Source organism: Yinghuangia soli (assembly GCF_021502675.1).
GTDB classification, from domain to species: Bacteria; Actinomycetota; Actinomycetes; order Streptomycetales; family Streptomycetaceae; genus Yinghuangia; species Yinghuangia soli.
Window position 1 is genome coordinate 256385 of record NZ_JAKFHA010000002.1, and the last position, 24222, is coordinate 280606.

The window sequence follows — 24222 nt, forward strand, 5'->3', positions numbered from 1 at the left end:
AACAGCACACAGGCCCAGGCGAAGGGAGGCGGGACGCCGTGAGCACCAAGGACTACCTCGAGAAGGACTTCTACAAGGTTCTCGGCGTCCCCAAGGACGCCGGCGCCGCGGAGATCAAGAAGGCGTACCGCAAGCTCGCCCGCGAGTTCCACCCCGATGCGAACAAGGGTGACGCCAAGGCGGAGGAGCGGTTCAAGGAGATCTCCGAGGCCTACGACGTACTCGCCGACGAAAAGCGGCGCAAGGAGTACGACGACGCCCGGGCCCTGTTCGGCAACGGCGGATACCGTCCGCCGGGGCCGGGCGGCGCCGGCGGCTTCCCGTTCGACCTCAACGACCTCTTCGGCCAGGCCGGCGGCCCCGGGCAGCAGCCCGGCGGGGCAGGCGGCATCGGCGACTTGTTCGGCGGCCTGTTCGGCCGGACCGGGGCCCGCCAGGCCCAGGCCCGCCGCGGGCAGGACGTCGAGTCCGAGGTCACCCTCAACTTCACCGACGCGGTGGACGGCGCCACGGTGCCGATCCGGCTGACCAGTTCGGAGCCGTGCCACCACTGCAACGGCACCGGCGCGGCCGCGGGCACCATGCCGCGGACGTGTTCGACCTGCAGCGGGACCGGCCAGACCAGCCGGAACCAGGGCGGGTTCGCGTTCTCCGAGCCGTGCCGCGACTGCAAGGGCCGCGGTCTGATCGTGGACGACCCGTGCATCGTGTGCCACGGCAGCGGCCGCGCCAAGAGCGCGCGCACCATGCAGGTGCGGGTGCCCGCGGGCGTGGGCGACGGCCAGCGCATCCGGCTCAAGGGCAAGGGCGCACCCGGCGAGCGCGGCGGCCCGGCCGGCGACCTGTACGTCGTCGTGCACGTGCGTCCGCACTCGGTGTTCGGCCGCAAGGCCGACAACCTGACCGTCACCGTGCCGGTCACGTTCCCGGAGGCGGTGCTCGGCGCCGAGGTCACCGTGCCGACGCTCGGCGGCGCCCCGGTGACCCTCAAGCTGCCCGCCGGCACGAAGAACGGCGCGACCCTGCGCGTGCGGGGCCGCGGCGCGGCCCGCAAGGACGGCAGCCGCGGCGACCTGCTGGTCACCATCGAGGTGACGGTGCCCAAGGACCTCGACCCGCAGGCCCTGGAAGCCCTGGAGGCCTACCGGGCCGCGACCGCGTCCGACGACCCGCGCGCCACGTTGATGGAAGCGGCGAAGGGAGCGTGACATGCGAGCCGACGGAGGGGTGCCCGGCAGCGGTCGGGGCCCCGGACCCTACGAGCTGAACGACCTCATGCCGGTGTACGTCATCTCGGTGGCGGCCCAGCTGTCCGGCCTGCATCCGCAGACCCTGCGCCAGTACGACCGCCTCGGGCTCGTGTCCCCGGACCGCACCGCGGGCCGGGGACGCCGCTACTCGGCCCGCGACATCGTGCAGCTGCGCGAGGTGCAGCGGCTCTCCCAGGAGGAGGGCATCAACCTCGCGGGCATCAAGCGGATCCTCGAACTGGAGAACCACGTCGAGGCGTTGCGGCACCGCGTCGCGGAACTGGAGGCGGCCGCCGCGGAGGCGGGCGTGATGCAGGCGCAGCGCGAGGCCGCGGTCCACGCCTCGTACCGCCGCGACCTGGTCCGCGTACAGCCGCAGACCGGCACCGCACTCGTGGTGTGGCGCCCCAAGCGGGGCGGCCGCACCGAGTAGCCCCGAACGACGCATGCATGCCGCAGGCCGCGGACTCCCCGGGGAGCCCGCGGCCTGCCGCATTCGGCTCTGCGCCGACCGGGCAACAAGCCTGTTGTGGCCGGATTCTGATGGGTCATAAGATCTGCGGCCATGTCGCTCTCGGAACGCTTCCGCCGCCCTGAACGCCACCCGTATCCGATGCCTGCCGTCGTCGATCTCGCGACGGCCGATGCCGACATCGCGGCGATGTGCGACCACGTGCGGACGACCGGGGACTGGCGGGCCGCGGCGGCCTTCCTGGAGTCGATGCCCCTCGGCCGACCTGACCAGGTGGACCGGCGCGATCTCGCATCCACCGCGCTGAGTGCGCTGGCGCAGGCGTCCCCGGGCTGGTTCGCGGGCTGGGAGACCGCCGAGCCCCGCTCGGCATTCGTCCTTTCCATCCGCGCCGACCTGTGGGTGGCCAAGGCGTGGAAGGTACGCGGCAGCGGATACGCGAGCACGGTGTCGCCTGCTGCCTTCCGGGAGTTCAGCCGCATATTGGAGAGCGCCGACGCCGCCGCCCGGGCGGCCGTGGAGGCCGATCCGCAGTCGGGCGACGCCTGGATGACGTGGATGCAGGTCGGCATGGGCCAAGGCGTCGGCCGAGCCGAGTTCGACCGGCGCTGGCAGGGCCTCACCGCGGCCGCGCCGCACCACCGCTTCGGCCACAACGTCGCCCTGCAGATCAAGTGCGAGAAGTGGTACGGCTCGCACGACGAGATGTTCGCCTTCGCACGCACCGCAGCCGCGGCCGCGCCCGCCGGCTCGCCGCTCAAGCTGCTCCCCGTGCAGGCCCACGTCGAATACGTCCTGCGTGCGGCACGCGATGAGAGCTTCTCCCGCGGTACGTACTGGAACAGCGCCGAGGTCCGCCCCGAGGTACTGGCCGCGCAGGCCGCCTGGGAGGCACGCCCCGCGCCAGGCCCGACCGACCTGCACGAGTACAGCCTGCTGGCCTACGCCCAAGCGCAGTCCGGCCGCTGGCGCGAGACGGGCGCCCTGTTCACGGCGGCCGGACACCGGGTCGTCCGCTACCCCTGGTCCTACATGCCGTCGACCTACCTCGGCATCGTCCACGGCCTGGTCGAGCAGGACCGCAAGAGCTGAACCACAGGCAGGTCGGCCGCGTCGGCCGGCCCTGACAGAAGCCGAGGATCCCCGATCATGGCGTTCATCGACCGTTTCCGGCGCAGGCCGTCCATACCCATGCCCGTGCTGATCACCGATCCGGCCATGGGCGACGCCGACATTGCCGCGATGCGGGACCTGGCGGTGGCCTCGGGCGACTGGAAGCCGGCCGCGGCCTACCTCGAAGGGCTCGAGCCCGCCGCGCACGACCGCCGCCACATGGCCGTGGACGCACTGGCCGATGCCGCGCTCAGGTCGCCGGCCTGGTTCGAGGCGTGGCGCCGCGACCGGCCCGATGCGCCGGACATGCTGGCGGTGCGGGCCGAGATCCTGGTGAAGAAGGCCTGGGAGGCGCGGGGCGCCGGCCGGGCCGAGGACACCGGGCGCGATGCCTTCGCCGAGTTCTTCCGCATCCTCGAACAAGCCGACCGCGCCTGCCGGGCCGCGACCGATGCCGCCCCGGCGCACGACGCCGTCCCGTGGGTGACGTGGCTGAACGCCGCACGCGGGCAGCAACTGGAGCGCGCGGTGTTCGACCGGCGCTGGGCGGCCCTGAAGGAGCGCCAACCGCAGAGCCGGGCCGGGCACTATGCGGCGCTGCAGTTCCTGTGCGAGAAGTGGTTCGGTTCGCACGAGGAGATGTTCGCGTTCGCGCGTGCGGCCGCTGCGGAGGCGCCGGTTGGCGCGACGACCAAACTGCTGCCGGTGCAGGCGCACGTCGAGTATGTGCTGCAGGCGACCCACCGCGACGAGAGCTTCTCGCGGGGCACGTACTGGAACAGCCCTGCGGTGCGGGAGGAGCTGCTGGCCGCGCAGGCTGCGTGGGAGGCGCGCAGCGAGCCCGGCCCGACCGACCTGTACGAGTACAGCCTGCTGGCCTACGCCCAGGCGCAGTCCGGGCGTTGGCGCGAGACGGGTGCCCTCTTCGCGGCCGCCGGGCACCGGGTGTTCCACCGCCCCTGGTGGTACATGCCGGACGCGTATCTCGGCCTTGTGCACGAGCGGGTGGCGAAGGACCGCTAGGCCGCAGAAGGCCCGTCCGCCGGGCGGCCGCCGGCCGCGCAGGCGCTGCCGAGAGCCCTTCGGAGGGTCAGCCGCGGCCGAGCGTGCGGGTGACGCGGACCTCGATGACCACGCGGTCCGGGTTCGGGGTGGGGACGCGGTAGCGCTCCGCGTAGCGGCGTTCCGCGTCGGCGACGGAGGCGGGGTCGTCGCGCAGGACCGCGATGCCTTCGAGGGTGGCCCAGCGGCGGCCCTCCAGTTGGCAGATCGCGACCCGCGCGCCGGCCTCGCCGGCGGCCCGGACGTTGCGGGCCTTGCGGCTGTGCCGGTTGGTGATGACGCGCGCCAGGCCGGTCTCGGGGTCGAAGGTGGCGCCGACCGCGACGACGTGCGGGCTGCCGTCCGGGCGGAGTGTGGTCAGCGTGCACAGGTGGTACTCGCGCCAGAAGGCGAGGTACGCCTCGTCCAGGCCGGCGACGGGCGTGGCGGCGGCGGTGGCAGCGGTGGCCGCGGTGGTTCCGGTGGTCATGCCTGCGACGGTAGTCGGCCGGGCCGGGAACGGATTCCGGGGCCGGTCGAGGAGCGGACCTGCGGGTCCGCGGGGCCCGCAGGTCCGCAGGTCCGGGACCCAGCCCGCCAGAAAGTTGAGTGGAATACACTCAACTTTGCCGCGGTTGAGGACAGCAGGAGGGGAAACTGTCCCCGACCCGAATGTCCCCGCACGGATTGGAGCCCCAGCACGCATATGGATGCCAACAAGCTCACCACCAAGGCCACGGAGGCCCTCTCCGTCGCCGTACGCAAGGCGGCCGCGTCCGGGCATGCCGAGGTGCAGCCCGCGCATCTGCTGCTGGCCTTGCTCGAACAGCCCGAGGGCACCGCGCTGCCGCTGCTCGCCGCGCTCGGTGCCGACCCGGCCCGGGTGAAGGCGGAGACCGAGCAGGTCCTCGGCCGGCTCCCGCGTGCGCAGGGGTCGTCGGTGTCCGCACCGCAGCTCGCCCGCGACACGCTTACCGTGCTCAACGACGCCGGCGAGCGCGCGCAGGCGTTGGGCGATGCGTACGTCTCGACCGAGCACCTGCTGGTCGGCATCGCCGACACCGCCGGGCCCGCGGGCGCCGCGCTCAAGGCGCAGGGCGCCACCGCGCAGGCCCTGCTCGATGCGTTCAAGCAGGTCCGCGGCAGTGCCCGGGTGACCTCGCCGGACCCGGAGAGCACCTACCAGGCGCTGGAGAAGTACGGCCGCGACCTCACCCAGGAGGCCCGCGACGGCAAGCTCGACCCGGTCATCGGCCGCGACGCGGAGATCCGCCGCGTGGTCCAGGTGCTGTCCCGGCGCACCAAGAACAACCCGGTGCTCATCGGCGAGCCCGGCGTCGGCAAGACCGCGGTGGTGGAGGGCCTGGCCCGCCGCATCGTGGCGGGCGACGTCCCCGAGTCGCTGCGCGGCAAGAAGCTGATCGCCCTCGACCTCGGTGCGATGGTGGCCGGCGCGAAGTACCGCGGCGAGTTCGAGGAGCGCCTCAAGGCGGTGCTGACCGAGATCAAGGACAGCGACGGCGAGGTCGTCACCTTCATCGACGAACTCCACACCGTGGTCGGCGCGGGCGCCACCGGCGACTCCGCGATGGACGCCGGCAACATGCTCAAGCCGATGCTGGCCCGCGGCGAACTGCGCCTGGTCGGCGCCACGACGCTGGACGAGTACCGCAAGCACATCGAGAAGGACCCCGCCCTCGAACGCCGCTTCCAGCAGGTGCTGGTCGGCGAGCCGAGCGTCGAGGACACCATCGCGATCCTGCGCGGCCTCAAGAGCCGGTACGAGGCGCACCACCAGGTCCAGATCGCCGATGCCGCGCTGGTCGCGGCCGCCACGCTCTCGGACCGCTACATCACCGCGCGCTTCCTGCCGGACAAGGCCATCGACCTGGTCGACGAGGCCGCCTCGCGGCTGCGCATGGAGATCGACTCGTCTCCGGTGGAGATCGACGAACTCCAGCGCGCCGTGGACCGGCTGCACATGGAGGAGCTGGCACTGGCCAAGGAGTCGGACCCGGCATCCGTGGAGCGGCTGGACAAGATCCGCAAGGACCTGGCGGACCGCAAGGAGGCGCTGGCCGGCCTGACCGCGCGCTGGCAGCAGGAGAAGGCCGGCCTCAACAAGGTCGGCGACCTCAAGAAGCAGCTCGACGATCTGCGCGGCGAGGCCGAACGCGCCGAGCGCGACAACGACTTCGAGACCGCGTCCAAGCTCATGTACGGGCAGATCCCGACCCTGGAGCGCGAACTCGCCGAGGCGCTGTCCTCCGCCGAGTCGGAGGCCGCGACCGCCTCGATGGTCAAGGAGGAGGTCGGCTCGGACGACGTCGCCGACGTGGTGTCGTCCTGGACCGGCATCCCGGCCGGGCGCCTGCTCGAAGGCGAGCGCGGCAAGCTGCTGCGCATGGAGGACGAGATCGGCAAGCGGCTGATCGGCCAGCAGGCCGCGGTCGCCGCGGTGTCCGACGCGGTACGCCGGGCCCGTTCCGGCATCGCCGACCCGGACCGCCCGACCGGCTCGTTCCTGTTCCTCGGTCCGACCGGCGTGGGCAAGACCGAACTGGCCAAGTCCCTCGCGGACTTCCTCTTCGACGACGAGCGCGCGATGGTGCGCATCGACATGAGCGAGTACGCCGAGAAGCACTCGGTGGCCCGCCTGGTCGGCGCGCCGCCCGGGTACGTCGGCTACGAGGAGGGCGGCCAGCTCACCGAGGCCGTGCGGCGCCGGCCTTACACGATCGTCCTGCTCGACGAGGTCGAGAAGGCGCACCCCGAGGTCTTCGACATCCTGCTGCAGGTGCTCGACGACGGCCGCCTGACCGACGGCCAGGGCCGCACCGTGGACTTCCGCAACACGGTGCTGATCCTGACCTCCAACCTCGGCTCGCAGTTCCTGGTCGACCAGACCCTGGAGCCCGCCGAGCAGAAGGCGCGCGTGCTGGAGGTGGTGCGCGGGTCGTTCAAGCCGGAGTTCCTCAACCGGCTCGACGACATCGTGGTGTTCGACGCGCTCGGCACGGGCGAACTCGCGCACATCGTCGACCTGTCGGTGGCGCGGCTCGGCCGGCGTCTGGCGGACCGCCGGATCACCCTGCAGGTGACCGACGCGGCCCGCGAGTGGCTGGCGCTGACCGGCTACGACCCGGCGTACGGCGCCCGCCCGCTGCGGCGGCTCGTGCAGACCTCGATCGGCGACAAGCTGGCCCGCGAACTGCTGGCCGGCGACATCGCGGACGGCGACACCGTGGTGGTCGACCTGGACGATGCGCACGACACGCTCGTCGTGCAGCCGAGGCAGGCCGAGAAGCCCGCGAAGTCGCTCTGACCGGAACGGCATCCGTGCCCGCACCCTCCCCGGAGGGTGCGGGCACGCGGCATTTCCGCAGGGCCGCGCTCAGTCCGGCTGCGGTCCGGTGTAGACCCCCGCGGGCCGGAACCGGTGCGGCTTGGCCTCGTACTCCTCCAGCGCGTGGGCGATCCACCCGGCGGTGCGGCCGATCGCGAAGATGCCCTCGCCCGCATCGGCCGGCATCGCGCAGACCAGCGCGAAGGCGGCCAGGGCGAGGTCGATGTTCGGTCCCAGCGCAGGCCGGCGGGCCATCACCGCGGTCAGCCGGTCCACGGTGTCCAGCACCGGTGCGGCCTCCGGGATCTCACCCAGGACCAGCAGCAACTCCCGTGCCCGCACATCGCCTTGCCGGTACATCCCGGCCTCGTGCCCGAAGCCCGGCACCGGGACGCGCGACCGCAGGCGCTCGGACAGCACCGCGGCCGGGTCGCCCGACGCATGCGCCTCGGCCAGCAGCCGGTACGCCAGTGCGCTGGCCAGCCCGTGGTGCGGGCCGTCGACCGCGCCCAGCCCGGCCTGCACGACCGCGTACGGGTCGGCACGGACCGACGCGGCAATCCGGGCCGCCGTGGTGGACGCGGCCAGCCCGTGGTCGGCGGTCAGCACGAGAGCAGCGTCCAGCGCGGCCAACGTGGCCGGGGACGACGGCCGCACGGTCAGCCGCGGCCACAGGCGCTCGGCGATGCCCGTCGCCGGGCCGCCCGGAGCGAGCGCCGGCTCGGTCCCGAGCAGCGGCAGCGCCTCGACCATGACCGCCACCATGCTGCCCGCGGTCAGCGTCACCGCTTCGGGTTCGGTGCCGTACCGCAGCGGGTCGGCCGCCGCGGCCGCCGCGACGGCGACCCTCAGCCGGTCGATGGTGCGCGCCGCCGCGGGCAGCGCGCCGACCGCGGCCCCGGCCACCGCCAGCGCGGCCGGATCGGCGGCGAACTCCTGCTCCGCGTCCAGGCTTCCGGTCCACAGCCAGGCCGCCACCGGTTCGAAGCCGTACTCGCGCACCAGCCGGGTCACCGGCACGCCCCGGTAGTAGAGGCCGTCGTCGCGGATCAGCGAGATCCCGGTCCGCACCTCTTCGAGTGCGGGCGACGCACCCCGGCCGCGGCCCGCACGGCGGGCCACCGCGTCCACCTCGTCGGGGGCGAACAGGCTGGTCCGGCCGTCCGGGGCGCGCACGCTGACCAGCAGCCCGCGGCTGACGTACGCGTAGACCGTCTCGACCTTCACGCCCAGCCGCCGCGCGGCCTCCTCGGCGGTCAGCCGGTGCCGGGGATGCTGCTCGTCCGGATGCCCCATCGCGCCTCGGATCCTCACATTGACTCGATCAATATTGACCTGTTCAAGATTACGGCGGACAGTCGCTATACGGGAAGCACCGACCGACCAGGAGGCCGCCATGTCCGCCACCGCAGGACCGGCACACCTGCCGCACCCGCCCGCCGGACCGCGCCGCGACCGGATCGTCGAAGTGCCGCGCGGGCTGGCCGGAGTCATCGTCACCGACACCGAGATCGGCGACGTCCGAGGCCGCGAGGGCTTCTACCACTACCGCCAGTACTCGGCCGTCGAACTGGCCGGGCAGCGCACTTTCGAGGACGTCTGGCACCTGATGCTGCACGGCGTGCTCCCCGATGCCGCTGGGCGGGCCCGCTTCGTCCGCGAGACCGCACCGCGCCGCCGGGTGCCCGACGCCGTGCGCCCGCTGCTCGCCCCGGTCGCCGCCGCCACCCGCGCGGACGGCCCGCTGGCCGGCGTGAAGGCGCTGCTCCCGCTGGTCGGCAGCGCGCTCGGCATGCGCCCGCTGTACGACTCGACCGCGCACCGCCGCCAGGACGACGCGCTGGCCCTGGCCGCCGTCGTGCCCACCCTGATCACCGCCCTGCACCGGCTGCAGCAGGGCCAGGAGCCCGTCGAGCCGCGCGACGACCTCGCGTACGCCGCCAACTACCTGCACATGGCCACCGGCAGCGAGCCCGACCCGGTGCGGGCCCGCGCGGTCGAGGCCTACCTGGTCTCGACCGTCGACCACGGCTTCAACGCCTCGACGTTCACCGGCCGGGTGATCGCCTCCACCGGCGCCGACCTGGCGTCGTGCGTCGCGGGCGCGCTCGGCGCGCTGACCGGGCCGCTGCACGGCGGTGCGCCCAGCCGGGCCCTGGACACCCTCGATGCCATCGGCACCCCGGACCGGGCCCGCGCGTGGATCACCGACCGGGTCCTGGCCGGCGAGCGCATCATGGGCTTCGGCCATCCCGTCTACCGGACCGAGGACCCGCGGGCCCGCATGCTGCGCGAGATCGCGTACGGACTCGGCGGCGACCTGGTCGCGTTCGCCGCGGAGGTGGAGCGGGAGGTGGTGCGGGTGCTCGCCGACCTCAAGCCGGGTCGCGAACTGCACACCAATGTGGAGTTCTGGGCGGGCGTGGTGATGGAGCTGTGCGGGCTGCCGCGGTCGATGTTCACGCCGACCTTCGCGGCGAGCCGGGTGGTCGGCTGGACCGCCCATGCGCTGGAGCAGGCCGCCGACTCGAAGATCATCCGCCCGGCGGCCCGGTACGCCGGGACCCCGGCCCCGCAGCCCGTGCCGGTGCTCTGTTAGACATGCGGTCCCGATCGGCCGGCGGCCGGTCGGAAAAGTGATCATCGGAGAAATATCCGAGGGTCCGGTGTAACGCGACCGGGCGGCCGGCACCTCCCCCATATGTGAATCGAACGGGGAGACCTGTGGCCGGCAGAGCGGACTCGGCGGGTGCGACCGCGGACTATCTCGAGTTCGCGGCCGCCCGCACCGGCGCGATGTTCCGGTTGGCCTGCCTGCTGACCGGCGACTGGCACCTGGCCGAGGACCTGGTGCAGGAGACCCTGGGCAAGGTCTTCGTCTCGTGGCGCAAGGTCGCCGCGGCCGACTCGCCGAACGCCTACGCGGACGCGATCCTCGTCCGCACCTTCCTGTCGCACCGCCGCAAGCGCAGCTCCGGCGAACTGCCCACCGGGAGCTTCCCGGACCGCGCGGGCGAGGCGTACGACCCGGCGCTGCGCGTGACGCTGCTCGCCGGGCTCGCGGAACTGCCCGAGCGGGACAGGGTGGTCCTGGTGCTGCGCTACTGGGAGGACCGCTCGGTCGACGAGGTCGCCACCGTGCTGCGGTTGAGCCCGGGCGCGGTCCGGATCCGCGCGCTGCGGGCGCTGCGCCGCCTGCGCGCCCTGCTCGGCGACGAGCTCCCCGCGGCGGCCTGGCAATGAGCGCCCGGTTCCCCGCGACGTCCTTCGAGCTTCCCCCGGGATCGGTGACCGAGCATGGCTGACGACCTCAGGCACGACGACCCCGCGGACGCCGGCTTCGCGGCAAGCCTCCCGGGCGAACTGCGCGCCGCGTCCGCGGCGTTCCCCGGCCCGAGCGCGGACCTCGCGGCCCGCGGCCACGCCCGCGGCCTGCAGATGCGCCGTACCCGCCGGATCCGCATGGGGGTGTCGGCCGCGGCGCTGGCCTGCGTGGCAGGGCTCGGGTTCACGTATGCGACGGGCGCCTTCGAGCGGGGCGCGTCCGAACTCCCGGCCGGGCCGGCGACGCCCACCCCGACCCTGGACGGGGCAGCTCCGGCGGCCCGGGTCACCGCGGCCGAAGTGCTGGCCGTCCTCAAGTCCCTGCTGCCGTCCGGCGGGAGCTTCACCGAGGAGCACAGCGCCGGAACCGGGGAATGGGTCGACATCGGCCCGCAGGTGCTCCCCGGGCCGTTCGCGTCGGTGATGTACAACGACGGCATGGGCCGGCGCAGCGAGGTCAGGCTCGCCGTCACGGCAGGGGGCAAGGTGTCGGGGGAGTGCCCGTCGGCCGCCCTGGCACCGGACAGCAGGTGCACGCCGACCCTGCTGGAGAACGGCGACAAGCTGGTCGGCATCAGCGGGCACACGCACCCGGACCGCCCGGACGGGCAGAAGCAGTGGACCGCGCGGCTGGTCCGCCCCGACGGTGTGGCGGTCAGCGTCGACGCCTTCGGGGGCGGTGCCGCCGACAAGACTGCGTCGGCCGCGGACCCGGTGGTCTCGGTCGCCGAGCTGACCGCACTGGTCCGGAGCCCCCGGTGGGCGCCGGCGGCGGCCGCGGCGAAGGCGTATCCGCAGACGCGCGAAGGCGAACCCTCCCGCGACGTGTCCGCAGACGCGATCATCCGCCAGTTCAAGTCGATCATCCCGGGCGGGGTCACCGTCACCGAGGAATCAGGCCAGGGCGGATACGCCACACTGATCGCCGACGACGGCAAGGGCAGGTCGCTGGTCACCATCACGGTGCAGCGCGACATGGCCGAGGCACTCGACGGCTACATGAACTGCGGGCGGCCGGACCTGGCCATGGCCTCATGCACCGCCGCCACCCTGCCGGACCGCAGCCGGCTGCTGCTCGTCCGGCGGCCGTCGGACGACGGCCAGGCGACCGTCTGGCAGGCCGAGTTGCTGACCGCGGACGGGCTCCGGGTCATCGTCTCGACCGACAACGCGGGCAGGATGCCCAGCCCGATCCGGCGGAACGGGCCGATCTACACGCTCGAGCAGTTGCAGGCGATCGTCACCGACACGCGGTGGACCAAGATCTGACCTGCGACCACACCCGGACGCGTCGCGCGGCCGGCTCCGCGAGGAGACCGGCCGCGCCGCGGCGTACGCGATCGCTCAGTCGGCGTCGCGGTGCACCGTCTCCGGGGCGAAGCCCGGCAGGCACACGGCGATGTAGTCCGCGCCGTCCGACCCGCGCGTGCTGTAGCGGACCCACTCGCCCGCCTTGGTGTGGATGCCCTGGCCGGCCGCGACCTCCTGGACGCCGCCTTCGTATTCGACCGTGAGGACACCGCGCAGCACCACGGTGTACTCGTCGAACTCGGGCGTCTGGCCGGGCTCCTCCCATCCCCCGGGGGAGCTCATGTGGGCCACGCTGAGTCCGGATTCGCCGGTGTTCACCCGGCCCACGTACTCGCGGATGATCTTGGGGATGTTGCCGGCCGCCTCGACGACGGTCGGCTTTTCGATGAAGTTGGGCATGTTTCATCATCTCTCGTACGGGTGGAAAACCGCTGGCTGGGGCCTTCGCCCGAGTGTCACTCTGCGGGCATGTCCACACTGAGGGTCACTGCCGAGAAGTTGACCGTCCACACCCACCCCAATGCGGACGCCCTGGAGCTGGCGCAGGTGGGGCTGTACCGCGCCGTCGTCGCCAAGGGCCAGTACCAGGACGGCGATTGGGCCGTCTACATACCCGAGCAGTCCGTGCTGCCCGCGGCGCTGATCGACGAGCTGGGACTGACCGGCAAGCTGGCCGGATCCGGGCACGACCGGGTCAAGGCGATCCGGCTGCGCGGCGAACTGTCCCAGGGCATCGTCTGCCGCCCCGCGGCGCTGGCCGGCACCGACCTGGCCGCGGCGCACGCCGAGGGCCGGGACTTCGCCCCCGACCTGGGCATCGTCAAATGGGTCCCGCCGATCCCGGTGCACATGAGCGGCGACGTGGTCGCGGCCGCCGACCTCCTGCACTGGGTCGACATCGAGAACATCAAGCGCTACCCCGGCATCTTCGCGCCCGGCGAGCAGGTGGTGGCCACCGAGAAGATCCACGGCACCGCGTGCCTGTACACCCTCACCCCGGACGGCGAGTTCGTGTCCTCGAAGGGGTTCGGCGCCAAGGGCCTCGCGCTGGCCCGCTCCGACCGCAACCTCTACTGGCGCGCGGTGCTCGCGCACCGGGTGCCCGAGGCCGCCGCGAAGCTCGCCGCGATCTTCGGGGCCGAGCGGGTCGGCATCTTCGGCGAGGTCTTCGGGCAGGGCGTGCAGGACCTGGCGTACGGCGCGAAGGCGGGCGCCGAGCTGCCCGGCTACGCGGTCTTCGACGTGTCCTTCTCGGACGCGAGCGGAGCCGTGCGCTGGGTGGACGCCGAGGAGCTGCCCGGCGTGCTGGCCGGCCTGTCGGTCCGCCTGCCGGTGGTGCCGCAGCTCTACGCCGGCCCGTATGACGAGGCCGCGCTGGTGGCCCTCGCCGAGGGCCGCGAGACGGTCTCGGGCACCGCGGCCCACCTGCGCGAGGGCCTGGTCGTACGCCCGCGCCGGGAGCGCCGCAGCGACATCACCGGGTCGCGGGCGATCGGCAAGTTGGTGTCCGACGCATACCTGACCCGCAAGGGCGGTACCGAGTACGAGTGATCCGCACCGCCGCCCCGCACCGCTTCCCCGCACGGCTGTCCGTACGGCCGCCGGGAGCTTTTGACCCGGCCTGGGGGCATGCCCGGCTTACGTCCGGGAAACGCCCGGTGACGTCCTGTGACAGGAGTCACCGGGCGGTCCGGACATGGGGGAGGATGGCAGGCGGAGACATCAGGAGAGGAAATCCATGAGCATCGACCCGTCCTCGATCCCGAGGCCGAACTTCGTACCCGCCTCGCCGGTGATCAAGCCGACGCAGGAGCTGATCAAGCAGGTTCTCACCGAGCTGCAGATCAACCACTTCGTCGACGAAGAGGGGGACATCGGCGCTCCGTGGGAGGGCTTCCGCGTCTACTTCATGCTCAAGGGCGAGCAGTCCGAGATCTACACGGTCCGGATGTTCCTCGACCGCGAGCTGGAGGTGACCGACAAGCCGCGCCTCCTGGAGCTGCTGGACGACTGGCACCGCCAGTACTTCTGGCCCAAGGCCTACACGCATGTCGACGACAACGGGCGGCTGCGCATCATCGCCGAGACCCAGCTCGACCTGGAGCCGGGGATCAACCGCGAGCTCTTCGTGTTCACCACGCGCGCGTGGATCAGCACCTGCATCACCTTCTCGAACTGGCTGAACGAGCAGCTTCCGCCGGCTCCGGAGACCGAGGCCCCGGCCGAGGACTGAGGTCCGGCCCCCGGGCGCCGCGAGGCACCGAGCCCGCGCAGAACGGCCCCGCGCACCGATGCGCGGGGCCGTTCGCTGTCCCGGGCCGCCGGCCGGGGCCGGGCCCGGGTCCGCGACCCGGGAGCGCGGCGCGTCAGCGCAGCGTGGCCAGGCGCGACGCGGCTTCCTCGAGCACCTCGACCTTCTTGCAGAAGGCGAACCGGACCAGCGGGCGGCCGATCGCCTGGGATTCGGGGGTGTCGTCGAAGAAGACCTTCTCCGGGACCGCGACGACGCCGCACAGTTCGGGCAGGCGGCGGCAGAAGTCCAGGCCGTCCGCGAAGCCGAGCGGGGTGATGTCGGTGGTGATGAAGTACGTGCCGCGCGGCCGGTACACGGTCAGCCCGGCCGCTTCCAGGCCGCCGACGAGGACGTCGCGCTTGGCGTGCATGTCGGCGCGGAACTCCGCGTAGTAGCTGTCCGGCAGCCGCAGCGCGTGCGCGACCGCGGGCTGGAACGGGCCGCCGGAGACGTACGTGAGGAACTGCTTGGTGGTCCGCACCGCGGCGACGAGCTCGGGCGTCGCGCACACCCAGCCGATCTTCCAGCCGGTGAACGAGAACGTCTTGCCCGCCGAGCTGATGGTGACGGTGCGCTCGCGCATGCCGGGCAGCGTGGCCAGCGGGATGTGCTCGCCGTCGAACACCAGGTGCTCGTAGACCTCGTCGGTGATGACCAGCAGGTCGTGTGCGACGGCCAGTTCGGCGATCGCGGCGAGCTCCTCGCGGGTGAGGACCGTGCCGGTGGGGTTGTGCGGCGAGTTCAGCATCAGGAGCCGGGTGCGCGGCGTGATGGCGGCCCGCAGCGCGTCGAGGTCCAGGCCGTCGAACGGCGGACGCAGCGGTACGCCGACCCGGACGCCGCCGGCCATCGCGATGCACGCGGCGTAGGAGTCGTAGAACGGCTCCAGGGCGACGACCTCGTCGCCGGGCTCGACGAGCGCCAGCACGGCGGCCGCGATGGCCTCGGTGGCGCCGGTGGTGATCAGGACCTCGGTGTCCGGGTCGAAGGTCTGGCCGTAGAAGCGCTGCCGGTGCTCGGCGACCGCCAGGCGCAGGTCGGGCAGGCCGGGGCCGGGCGGGTACTGGTTGTGCGCACCGTCGCGGAGCGCCGCGACGACCGCCTCGCGGACCTCGTCCGGTCCGTCGGTGTCCGGGAAGCCCTGGCCGAGGTTGATCGCCCCGGTGGCCGCCGCGAGGGCGGACATCTCGGCGAAGATCGTCGTGCCGAGGCCGTCCAGACGGCGGTTCAGCAGCGGTCGGCCCACGGTGACACCACTTCCTGTTCTGATCGTCTCTGGTCGGCGTTGGCCGGTGCTGTCCGGGCCGTGCCGGGATCTCCGGCGATCCTCGACCAGCCTGCCGTACACATGCCGACTTTCACCTATACGAGTGAACATCTTTCACCGTCACGGGTGACGACGGCCAAGCGCCCAGCCCCCTACCGTGAAAGCAAGCCCCTGACCTTCCCGGCGCTTCCCGAGCGTCCGCCCGCCCCTGTGCCTGAAGCGATGCATGCCGAACTGAGGACCGCGTACTCCGACACCCGCGCCGACGCCCTGGGCTGGTACCTGGGCCTGCGCCCGCTGCACCCGCTCGCCCTGCGCACCCTCGACCTGGGCGGCATCCGCCTCGAACTCCGGCTGCTCGGCGCCTCACACCAGGTGCTGGTCACCTCCCCGCACGGCGTGTGCTCCGAGACCGTCGCCTGCCTGGGCGGGCAGCGTACGCCGCTGCCGGCCCGCGCCGCGCAGCACGTCGACGGCTGGGACTACGAGTTCACCTCGCTCGCCGAGCACCTCGCGGGCGACCGCTTCGAGGCCCGGGTGCGGTCGCTGCTCGCCGAGGTCGAGGCGCATCCGGGCGGCATCATCGGCGCCTACCCCGGCGTGCCGTACGCGGTGACCGCCATAGTCGCCGAACGCCGCGACGGCATCCTCGGCTGGTCCACTTGGCACACCTACCCGCAGGAGCGGCGCATCGTCAGCACCCGCAGCCGGGCAGCGTGAGCGTCCCCGACCTGTCGCCGTTCCACACCGAGGGCCGCGGGACCTACCCGGTGGCCGGCCGCGGCCGGCACCGCAAGGGCACCGACGGCACCGACGGACCGGACGCGCTGCCGCTGCCCCCGGCCGCGGCCCGCTGGCTGGTGCTCGCCGCGGTGCTGGTCTGCTCGGCCTGCGGGCTGGTGTACGAGCTCGCCCTCGTCGCGCTGGGCGGCCAACTCGGCCCCGACCCGGTCACCGAGACCTCCGTCGTGCTGTCCGTCATGGTCTTCGCGATGGGTCTCGGGGCGCTGGCCGCCAAGCCGTTCGGGGACCGGCCCGCGGAGGCGTTCGCGGTGGTGGAGAGCGCGCTCGCGGTGGTCGGCGGCACTTCGGTGCCGGTCGTCTACGCGGGCGCGCACGTGTTCGACATGTACCGGCTGACCATGCTGACCGTGTGCGTGGCGACCGGGATCCTGGTGGGCGCCGAGATCCCGCTGCTGATGACCCTTGTCCAGCGCATCCGCCGCCAGGAGGCCGGGCACGCGGTCGCCGACCTGTTCGCCGCCGACTACGTGGGCGCCCTGGCCGGCGGCCTGCTCTTCCCGTTCCTCCTGCTGCCCGCGCTCGGCCAAGTGGGCACCGTCGCGCTGGTCGGCGCGGTCAACGCCCTGGTCGGGACCTTCGTGGTGCTGTGGCTTTTCCGGGCCGACCTGGACCGGCGCGCCCGGACCCGCATGTGCCTGCTGGTCGCCTCCGCACTGCTCGTCATCAGCTGCGCCGCGGCGTTCGCACCGGGTCCGCCGGACGCGACGCGCGAAGGCGAGGGACCAAAGTGCTCGTCTACCTGTCATACCGGTGCGTAGGCTTCCGGAGAAGGTGCCGCGGATCGCACAGATGTGCACCGCGGCTGGGCGCGCAGGCGGAGGAGGACGACGAACCCATGGCGTACGAGGTCGTGGTGCCGATCCCGGTCCGGCTCGTGTGGGGCGTCTTCCACGATCCGGCCCGGCTTGCCGAGTGCGTGCCCGGACTCTCCTCCGACGAACCGCCCCGGCAGGGCACGGAAGGCCCGGTGCTGACCGGCCGCCTGCGGCTGCGCGCCGGGAACACCACCATTACCTACCGCGGCGTGGTCGCGGTCGCCGAGGCCGACGACCTGCCGCTGGCCCTGGTGGCCACCGCGGAAGGCGCCGAAGCGCGCGGCGACGCCCCGGTCAAGGCACTGCTGACCGTCCGGCTCGACGACGAAGGCACCTCGACCCGGCTGGTGTTCGACGGCTCGCTGACCGCCCAGGGCCGCACCGCCGACCTGCCCGCCGAGCAGCTGGCCGCCGCCTGGCACCGGCTCGCGGAGCGCTTCGCCGCGGCGCTCACCGAGGAACTCGCCCCGGTCCGCGACCAGGAAGTGCCGGACATCGTCCCGGTCCGCCCGGCCGCCCCGCAGCCCGCCCCGGCCGCTCCGGTGGTCGAACCGCGGCCGCGCACCGTGGTGGTCCCGGCCGCCGACCCCGAGCCGCCGCGCGGCACTCCGCTGCTGCGCCGCCTCGCCGCACCCGCGGCCGCGGTGGCCGGCGTGCTGCTCGCCGGCCGCGCACTGCGCCGGCGCCGCCGCAGGCGCGCCGACCGCGACGCGCGCTGACCGGGCCCGGACGGCCGCCCACTACGCTTCCGGCATGAGCTCCGACCGCGATGCGCTTCTCGACCAGATCAAGGACAAGGCCGTGGTGCACGGCCGCGTCACGCTGTCCTCCGGCAAGGAGGCCGACTACTACGTCGACCTGCGCCGCGTGACGCTGGACGCGGAGGCCGCCCCGCTGGTCGGCCGCGTCATGCTCGACGCCAGCGCGGACCTGGACTACGAAGCGGTCGGCGGCCTGACCCTGGGCGCCGACCCGGTGGCCGCGGCCATGCTGCACGCCGCCGCGGCGCGCGGCCGCAAGCTCGACGCCTTCGTGGTCCGCAAGACCGGCAAGGCGCACGGCCTGCAGCGCCGCATCGAGGGCCCGGACGTCGCGGGCCGCCGCGTGCTCGCGGTCGAGGACACCTCCACCACCGGCGGCTCGGTCCTGACCGCGGTCGAGGCGCTGCGCGAGGCGGGCGCCGAGGTGGTCGGCGTCGCCGTGATCGTCGAACGCGGCGCCGCCCCGGCCATCGAGGCCGCCGGCCTGCCGTACGTGACCGCCTACACGCTGGCCGACCTGAACCTCGGCTAGCCGCCCCTGACAAGCCACGAGCCCCCCGGCCGGATCGGCCGGGGGGCTCGTCTGTGTCACTGCGTCACCGCGTCACTGCGTCACCGAGTCACCGAGTCACCGAAAAATGCGGGAGATCAGCTCCGCTGGCCGGCCGCCTGCTCGGCGGTCTCCGGGGCGCCGTGGCCTTCGCCGCGCTTCTTGGCGCGGCGCTCGCGGATGATCTCGATGAAGATCGGGAGCAGCGACACCAGCACGATGACCGCGATGCCGGGCAGCAGGTACTTGTCGATGCTCTCGCCGATCGCGTCGCCCAGCCAGTAGCCGGCCAGGATGATGCCGACCGTCCAGACGACGCCGCCGACCACGTTCCACACGAAGAAGCGCCGCGCCGGCATCTCCAGGACGCCCGCGACCGGGTTCAGGAAGGTCCGCACGATCGGGATGAACCGGGCGAGCACCACGGCCTTCTCGGCGCCGAACTTGTCGAAGTAGTACTCCGCCTTCTCCACGTACTGCTTTTTGAACAGCTTGGAGTTCGGCTTGTTGAACATCTTCGGCCCGGCCTTGGCACCGATGAAGTGCCCGAGCTGCGCACCGGCGATCGCGCACAGCGGTGCGCCGACCAGCAGCCACGGCAGCGACAGGCTGGTGCCGACGATCTTCTCGGCCGAGCTGGAGGCGGCGACCCCGGCCAGGAAGAGCAGCGAATCGCCGGGGAAGAAGAACCCGACCAGCAGCCCCGTCTCGGCGAAGATGATCGCCAGGATGCCGATGAGTCCGAACGTCGAGATGAGTGACGTGGCGTCGAGCACGTTCACAGCGAGGGAGTCCACCTGGGCAGGGTAGCCGTGATCCGGCCCCAGGGGGGAAGCCGGTGGACCCGCCCGGCGTTCGCATGGTGGTCCCGAAGGCCAGGCCCGGCCGCCCGCACCCGGTGCGGCCTGCGGCCGGGCCGCGCGCGCAACCCGACAACCCGAGCGGAGCGAACGAGCATGGAACGACTGGTGGTCATCGGCGGCGACGCGGCAGGCGCGAGCGCGGCCTCGCAGGCCCGGCTCCGGCGGCCGCCCGGCGAGCTGGAGGTCGTGGTCCTCGAACGCGGCACCTATACGTCGTACTCGGCATGCGGCATCCCGTACTGGGTCGGCGGCCTGGTCGACGGGCCGGACGCGCTGATCGCGCGCAGCCCCGAGGAGCACCGCAGGCGCGGCGTCGACGTGCGCACCGGCACCGAGGCCGAGGGCATCGACCTGGACCGCCGCGAGGTCGCGGTCCGCGACCGGGCGACCGGGGCGGCCTCCCGCCTCGGCTTCGACCAGCTGGTGATCGCCACCGGGGCGACCCCGGTCCGGCCGCCGCTGCCCGGCATCGACGCACCCGGGGTGCACGGCGTCCAGACGCTCGACGACGGCCGCGCGCTGATCGACGCCCTGGCCCCGGACCGCACCCGGGCCGTGGTGATCGGCGGCGGCTACATCGGCATCGAGATGGCCGAGGCGATGAAGCTGCGCGGCCTCGACGTGACCGTGCTGGACCGCGGCGCCCAGCCGATGTCCACCCTCGACCCGGACATGGGCGTGCTGGTGCACGAGCAGATGGAGGCCATGGGCATCGACGTGGTGACGCATGCCGACGTCCAGGCCGTGGAGACCGGCCCGGACGGCCGGGTGCGCGCGGTCGTCACGGCGGACGGCACCTACCCGGCCGACCTCGTGGTGCTCGGCATGGGCGCGCGGCCCAATACCGGACTGGCGCGCGAGGCCGGACTGCCGCTCGGCGACAGCGGCGGCCTGCGCACCGACCTGCGGATGCGCGTCTGGGGCGGCGATCCGCGGCATGCGGGCATCTGGGCGGCGGGGGACTGCGTCGAGGTGCTCAACCTGGTGTCCGGCCGCTTCCAGCACATTGCGCTCGGCACCCACGCCAACAAGCAGGGCCGGGTGGCCGGGATGAACATCGGGGGCGGCTACGCGACTTTCCCGGGTGTGGTCGGCACCGCCGTCAGCAAGGTGTGCGACCTGGAGATCGCCCGCACCGGCCTGCGCGAGAAGGACGCCGACGCCGCCGGGTTCGCGTACGAGACAGCCACCATCCAGTCCACCGGCCGGGCCGGCTACTACCCGGGTGCGGACAAGATGACCGTCAAGATGCTCGCCGAGCGCACCACCGGCCGCCTGCTCGGCGTGCAGATCGTGGGCCGGGACGGCGCGGCCAAGCGCATCGACGTCGCCGCGGTCGCCCTCACCGCGCGCATGACCGTCGAGGACCTCACCGCGCTGGACCTCGGGTACGCGCCGCCGTTCTCGCCGGTCTGGGATCCGATCCTGGTGGCGGCCCGCAAGGCCGCGCAGAAAGTCGGGGCGGCGGACCGGGTCTGACCCGCGGCAAAAGCTGACGATTCGTCACCGACAGTGGCGGACGCATCCCCGGCAGCGGTCCCCGCTCCGGGGATGCTGTGCTCCGGAATCGCGTCTGGAAGGATGGCGGGCAAGCGGGGATACGGCCGTGGAGCGCCGAACCCTCATATCGCCGCAGTCTCGTCTGACGAGGAGCAATACGCATGCCCATCGCAACTCCCGAGGTCTACGCCGAGATGCTCGACCGGGCGAAGGCCGGTCGTTTCGCCTACCCGGCGATCAACGTGACCTCGTCCCAGACCCTGAACGCCGCGCTGCGCGGCTTCGCCGAGGCGGAGAGCGACGGCATCATCCAGGTGTCCACCGGCGGCGCGGAGTTCCTCTCCGGCACCACCGTCAAGGACATGGTGGTCGGCTCGGTGGCGTTCGCCGAGTACGCGAAGGTCGTCGCCGAGAAGTACTCGGTGAACATCGCGCTGCACACCGACCACTGCCCGAAGGACAAGCTGGACGGCTTCATGCGTCCGCTGATCGACATCTCGCTCGAGCGGGTCAAGAAGGGCCTCGACCCGCTGTTCCAGTCGCACATGTGGGACGGCTCGGCCGTGCCGCTGGACGAGAACCTCGCCATCGCGCAGGAGCTCATCGCGAAGTGCGCCGCGGCGCGCATCGTCATGGAGCTCGAGATCGGCGTGGTCGGCGGCGAGGAAGACGGCGTCGACAACGAGATCAACGACAAGCTGTACACCACGCCCGAGGACGCCCTGGCGACCGTCGAGGCGATCGGCCTGGGCGAGAAGGGCCGCTACATGCTCGCGGCGACCTTCGGCAACGTGCACGGCGTCTACAAGCCGGGCAACGTCCAGCTGCGCCCGTCGATCCTCAAGGACATCCAGGACGCGGTGGCCGCGAAGTACGACCGCGAGCGCCCGTTCGACCTGGTCTTCCACGGCGGTTCGGGCTCGCTGCTCGAGGAGATCCGCGAGGCGGTCGACTACGGCGTCGTGAAGATGAACGTCGACACCGACACCCAGTACGCCTTCACCCGCCCGATCGCGGAGCACATGTTCCGCAACTACGACGGTGTGCTGAAGGTCGACGGCGAGGTCGGCAACAAGAAGCAGTACGACCCGCGTTCGTACGGCAAGTCGGCGGAGACCTCGATGGCCGACCGCGTCGTCGTGGCCTGCCAGGACCTGCGTTCCGCGGGCACCCGCCTGAAGTAGCACCGCCCGCGCGCCCGCCCGGCCTCGCCGCGGCGGGCCCGCGCGCCGCGTTGCATGTTGTGCCACGAGTACGGCCCGGCGCCCTCGGGGGGTGCCGGGCCGTATTTGCGTCCGTGCGGTGCTCCGCCGCGCCGAGGGTGGTCAGCGCGACCAGGGCAGCGGGACGTTCTGCGGCGCCCAGGGCAGCGTCTTGCGGCGCTGGTCCTTCTTGGCCGGCTTGACCGGCACGCTCTCCGCACCAGGCACGTCCGGCTGCGCCGCCCCGGTCCGGCCGTCCTTGCCGTCCCGGCCGTTTTTGCCGCCGCCGCCGTCGGAGCAGGCCGACAGCGCCAGGACCGCGGCCAGGCCTACGGCCGCCGCGGCAGATGTGCGGCGATGCCGCGTGTTCATGAATCCCCCCGGCACGTGATGCCTTTCGGGTCGTCCGACCGGCCGGTCGGACGGTGGCTCCGCAGACCATATCGGTACATAAGACCTGTCGATCCCGCCGTCGCGGGGCCGCCGGGCCGCCGTCATAGCCGGGCCGGCCGTTCCGCCGCGGCGCCGCCGCGGCAAGGGCCCGCACAGGAGACGCACACCTGGCAGCACCGGTTGCATGCCGGCTGCCCGTCGGCTGCATGTCCGCCGCACGCGGGTTGCGCGCGGGTTCGGTGCAGGCCGCAGAGCGAGGCCGGTGCAGGATGGGGCCATGACCATCGACCAGAACCTCTTCGGCGGCCCCGAGCCGACCCTGCTGCCCGACGAGCCCGAGCCGCGCGCCCTGCTGGCGGCCGGCACCGACCCCGCCGACGTGGCCGCGAAGTTCCCGACCTCGTCCGCCGCATGGGCCGCGCTCGCGGACCGGGCGTTCGCGGCGGGCAACGCCGTGGAGTCGTACGCCTACGCCCGCACCGGCTACCACCGCGGCCTGGACGCGCTGCGCAAGGCCGGCTGGCGCGGCCACGGCCCCGTGCCGTGGGAGCACGAGCCGAACCAGGGCTTCCTGCGTGCCCTGCACGCCCTGTCGCGCGCCGCCGGCGCGATCGGCGAGGACGAGGAGCAGGTGCGCTGCGCGCTGTTCCTGCGCCAGAGCAGCGCCACGGCCGAGGACGTCCTGGCCGGCTGACACGCCATCAGGGATGGCCGGCCCGGGCAGCGGCAAGCTACGACCTGGTCGGGCTTGCCGGCCCGGCCCGGTCCGGCCGTCCCGCCCGCCTTCCCGGTCCGCCCGGCGGGGCCTGCCGCGTCTCCCACGGCCCCCAGGCGGGCCTGACGCCCCGTCACCAGGGGTGCGGGGTCAGACGTGCGCCCGCGGGCCGTCCTCGGGCACGTACAGGCGCCACGCGCCCGGCCGGACAGTCCAGGTCCGCAGCCGTACCGGACCGGTCGTCATCGCATCGGCCTCGTAGGTGAACTCCGGTCCGCACACGGTGATCTCGCGGGCCCGGACCTCCAGCCGCGGGGTGCGTTCGGCGGGTTCGTCCTCGGGCGGCCGCGCGGTGCCGCGGGTCTGCGCGGGGAGGCCGAAGCGCCCGGCCGACGGGTACGCGGTGATCAGCACGTTGGCGGTGCCGGTCGCCGGCGCGGGCTCGGTGCGCGTGGTGCCCGCGGGCTCGTCGCCCGCGATATTGACGGACCGTTCCTGCACGGCTACCGAGGGGAGTTCCGGCCCCTTGCCGGCCGGCGTCCGGCCGTTGTCGCAATCGTCACATCCGACGTGCACCGAGAACACCGGCCGGTCCACGTCCGCGATCACCCGGCCGTCCGCCTCGACGCGCAGCCGGTGCCCGGACGGACCGACCGCCGAGGTGACCGTGTGCGCCGCGCGGTCCCAGATCGACCGCCACGATTTGCGGGCCGCCGGACCGGCCGACGGGGCGGGCCGCGGCGTGCGGACGCCGTTGCCGATCCGCACCGAGCGCAGCGCCACGCCGCCCAGGTCGTCGAGCAGCAGGTCGAGGGTGCGCTCGTGCTCACCGAGCGCCACCCGCGCGGCTTTTGCGGGTTCCGCGGGCAGTCCCAGGGCCCGGGCCAGACCGTGTCCGGAGCCCGGGTGGGTGTCCACCGGGACCACCCCGAGCGGGGTGCCGGCCAGCTCGCCGTGCCGGTCCAGCACACGGACCACGGAATGCATCCCGCCGTCCCCGGCGACCACCACGACACGCCGACGGCCGCGTCGCACGAGAGCACGTTCGAGCTCGGCCGCATCGGCCGGAACCACGATCTTGGCGGGCGCCGCGGCCCGCAAAACGTCCAGCGCGACCCGTACCGACTCGCCGTCCACCGAGCGTGCCGCAGGGTCCGTGATCACGAGCAGCGCGCGCTCGGCCGACACCGGTCGTCCTTCCT

Annotated in this window: 24 protein-coding genes; 17 read left to right on the plus strand and 7 right to left on the minus strand. The window is 73.1% G+C overall.

What is annotated here, in order from left to right; translation table 11 throughout:
• Positions 1-38 precede the first annotated feature (38 nt).
• From dnaJ to LZ495_RS05340, 4 genes are all read left to right on the plus strand, one after another.
• Positions 39-1208 carry a molecular chaperone DnaJ gene (gene dnaJ, locus LZ495_RS05325; RefSeq protein WP_235050746.1) on the plus strand — a complete coding sequence of 390 codons (1170 nt, stop codon included), beginning with the start codon at positions 39-41 and terminating at the stop codon, positions 1206-1208.
• Between the two features lies 1 nt (position 1209).
• Complete coding sequence (locus tag LZ495_RS05330; RefSeq protein WP_284701853.1) at positions 1210-1683, plus strand: heat shock protein transcriptional repressor HspR; 474 nt, start codon at positions 1210-1212, stop codon at positions 1681-1683.
• Between the two features lie 132 nt (positions 1684-1815).
• Entirely contained in the window at positions 1816-2814 is a 999-nt protein-coding gene (locus tag LZ495_RS05335; RefSeq protein WP_235050747.1) for a hypothetical protein, read from the plus strand.
• A gap of 57 nt (positions 2815-2871) precedes the next feature.
• Positions 2872-3858: a hypothetical protein gene (locus LZ495_RS05340; RefSeq protein WP_235050748.1), complete on the plus strand. Its 987-nt coding sequence runs from the start codon at positions 2872-2874 to the stop codon at positions 3856-3858.
• A 67-nt stretch (positions 3859-3925) separates the two neighbouring features.
• On the opposite strand, the gene LZ495_RS05345 is transcribed toward LZ495_RS05340, so the two are convergent.
• Positions 3926-4366, minus strand: coding sequence for a pyridoxamine 5'-phosphate oxidase family protein (locus tag LZ495_RS05345; protein WP_268822363.1), 441 nt, complete (start codon positions 4364-4366; stop codon positions 3926-3928).
• 216 nt (positions 4367-4582) lie between these two features.
• On the opposite strand from LZ495_RS05345, the gene clpB reads away from it, so the two are divergent.
• The gene (clpB, locus tag LZ495_RS05350) at positions 4583-7201 is read left to right on the plus strand and encodes an ATP-dependent chaperone ClpB (RefSeq protein WP_235050753.1); all 2619 of its coding nucleotides are present in this window, start codon (positions 4583-4585) and stop codon (positions 7199-7201) included.
• A gap of 69 nt (positions 7202-7270) precedes the next feature.
• Here clpB and LZ495_RS05355 read toward each other — a convergent pair whose 3' ends face one another.
• The gene (locus tag LZ495_RS05355; protein WP_235050756.1) at positions 7271-8518 is read right to left on the minus strand and encodes a citrate synthase; all 1248 of its coding nucleotides are present in this window, start codon (positions 8516-8518) and stop codon (positions 7271-7273) included.
• 100 nt (positions 8519-8618) lie between these two features.
• Here LZ495_RS05355 and LZ495_RS05360 point away from each other — a divergent pair, with 100 nt between their 5' ends.
• The 3 genes from LZ495_RS05360 to LZ495_RS05370 all read left to right on the plus strand — a co-directional run bounded on the left by LZ495_RS05360 (position 8619) and on the right by LZ495_RS05370 (position 11815).
• Positions 8619-9821, plus strand: a complete 1203-nt coding sequence (locus tag LZ495_RS05360) for a citrate synthase (RefSeq protein WP_235050759.1) — start codon at positions 8619-8621, stop codon at positions 9819-9821.
• A 125-nt stretch (positions 9822-9946) separates the two neighbouring features.
• Positions 9947-10465: a SigE family RNA polymerase sigma factor gene (locus LZ495_RS05365; protein ID WP_308267637.1), complete on the plus strand. Its 519-nt coding sequence runs from the start codon at positions 9947-9949 to the stop codon at positions 10463-10465.
• A gap of 54 nt (positions 10466-10519) precedes the next feature.
• Entirely contained in the window at positions 10520-11815 is a 1296-nt protein-coding gene (locus LZ495_RS05370) for a hypothetical protein (RefSeq protein ID WP_235050760.1), read from the plus strand.
• 75 nt (positions 11816-11890) lie between these two features.
• On the opposite strand, the gene LZ495_RS05375 is transcribed toward LZ495_RS05370, so the two are convergent.
• Positions 11891-12256, minus strand: a complete 366-nt coding sequence (locus tag LZ495_RS05375) for a cupin domain-containing protein (protein WP_235050762.1) — start codon at positions 12254-12256, stop codon at positions 11891-11893.
• A 69-nt stretch (positions 12257-12325) separates the two neighbouring features.
• Here LZ495_RS05375 and LZ495_RS05380 point away from each other — a divergent pair, with 69 nt between their 5' ends.
• Together LZ495_RS05380 and LZ495_RS05385 are read left to right on the plus strand one after the other, a co-directional pair.
• Positions 12326-13408 carry an RNA ligase (ATP) gene (locus tag LZ495_RS05380; RefSeq protein WP_235050765.1) on the plus strand — a complete coding sequence of 361 codons (1083 nt, stop codon included), beginning with the start codon at positions 12326-12328 and terminating at the stop codon, positions 13406-13408.
• A gap of 187 nt (positions 13409-13595) precedes the next feature.
• Positions 13596-14090, plus strand: coding sequence for a type III secretion system chaperone family protein (locus LZ495_RS05385; protein WP_235050767.1), 495 nt, complete (start codon positions 13596-13598; stop codon positions 14088-14090).
• A gap of 133 nt (positions 14091-14223) precedes the next feature.
• Here the strand turns inward: LZ495_RS05385 and LZ495_RS05390 are convergent, their stop codons facing one another.
• Complete coding sequence (locus LZ495_RS05390) at positions 14224-15396, minus strand: pyridoxal phosphate-dependent aminotransferase (RefSeq protein ID WP_308267640.1); 1173 nt, start codon at positions 15394-15396, stop codon at positions 14224-14226.
• 243 nt (positions 15397-15639) lie between these two features.
• Between LZ495_RS05390 and LZ495_RS05395 the strand changes: the two genes are divergently transcribed.
• From LZ495_RS05395 to pyrE, 4 genes are all read left to right on the plus strand, one after another.
• Positions 15640-16137 (plus strand): DUF2617 family protein, encoded by a 498-nt coding sequence (locus LZ495_RS05395; protein WP_235050769.1) that lies wholly within the window; start codon positions 15640-15642, stop codon positions 16135-16137.
• The gene (locus LZ495_RS05400) at positions 16134-16979 is read left to right on the plus strand and encodes a hypothetical protein (RefSeq protein WP_308267642.1); all 846 of its coding nucleotides are present in this window, start codon (positions 16134-16136) and stop codon (positions 16977-16979) included. The genes LZ495_RS05395 and LZ495_RS05400 overlap by 4 nt, the downstream gene beginning before the upstream one ends.
• 77 nt (positions 16980-17056) lie before the next feature.
• Entirely contained in the window at positions 17057-17755 is a 699-nt protein-coding gene (locus LZ495_RS05405) for an SRPBCC domain-containing protein (protein WP_235050770.1), read from the plus strand.
• Positions 17756-17789: 34 nt separating this feature from the next.
• Positions 17790-18329, plus strand: coding sequence for an orotate phosphoribosyltransferase (gene pyrE / locus LZ495_RS05410; RefSeq protein ID WP_235050771.1), 540 nt, complete (start codon positions 17790-17792; stop codon positions 18327-18329).
• A gap of 116 nt (positions 18330-18445) precedes the next feature.
• Here pyrE and LZ495_RS05415 read toward each other — a convergent pair whose 3' ends face one another.
• A complete protein-coding gene (locus LZ495_RS05415; protein WP_235050778.1) occupies positions 18446-19144 on the minus strand; it encodes a DedA family protein in 699 nt (232 codons plus the stop codon).
• A gap of 159 nt (positions 19145-19303) precedes the next feature.
• On the opposite strand from LZ495_RS05415, the gene LZ495_RS05420 reads away from it, so the two are divergent.
• The gene (locus LZ495_RS05420) at positions 19304-20689 is read left to right on the plus strand and encodes an FAD-dependent oxidoreductase (protein ID WP_235050781.1); all 1386 of its coding nucleotides are present in this window, start codon (positions 19304-19306) and stop codon (positions 20687-20689) included.
• Positions 20690-20871: 182 nt separating this feature from the next.
• Complete coding sequence (fbaA, locus tag LZ495_RS05425) at positions 20872-21894, plus strand: class II fructose-bisphosphate aldolase (RefSeq protein WP_235050783.1); 1023 nt, start codon at positions 20872-20874, stop codon at positions 21892-21894.
• A 141-nt stretch (positions 21895-22035) separates the two neighbouring features.
• Here fbaA and LZ495_RS05430 read toward each other — a convergent pair whose 3' ends face one another.
• The gene (locus LZ495_RS05430; protein WP_235050785.1) at positions 22036-22284 is read right to left on the minus strand and encodes a hypothetical protein; all 249 of its coding nucleotides are present in this window, start codon (positions 22282-22284) and stop codon (positions 22036-22038) included.
• Positions 22285-22582: 298 nt separating this feature from the next.
• On the opposite strand from LZ495_RS05430, the gene LZ495_RS05435 reads away from it, so the two are divergent.
• Entirely contained in the window at positions 22583-22999 is a 417-nt protein-coding gene (locus LZ495_RS05435) for a DUF3151 domain-containing protein (RefSeq protein ID WP_235050787.1), read from the plus strand.
• 171 nt (positions 23000-23170) lie between these two features.
• On the opposite strand, the gene LZ495_RS05440 is transcribed toward LZ495_RS05435, so the two are convergent.
• Complete coding sequence (locus LZ495_RS05440) at positions 23171-24208, minus strand: diacylglycerol kinase family protein (RefSeq protein ID WP_235050789.1); 1038 nt, start codon at positions 24206-24208, stop codon at positions 23171-23173.
• Positions 24209-24222: the final 14 nt, after the last annotated feature.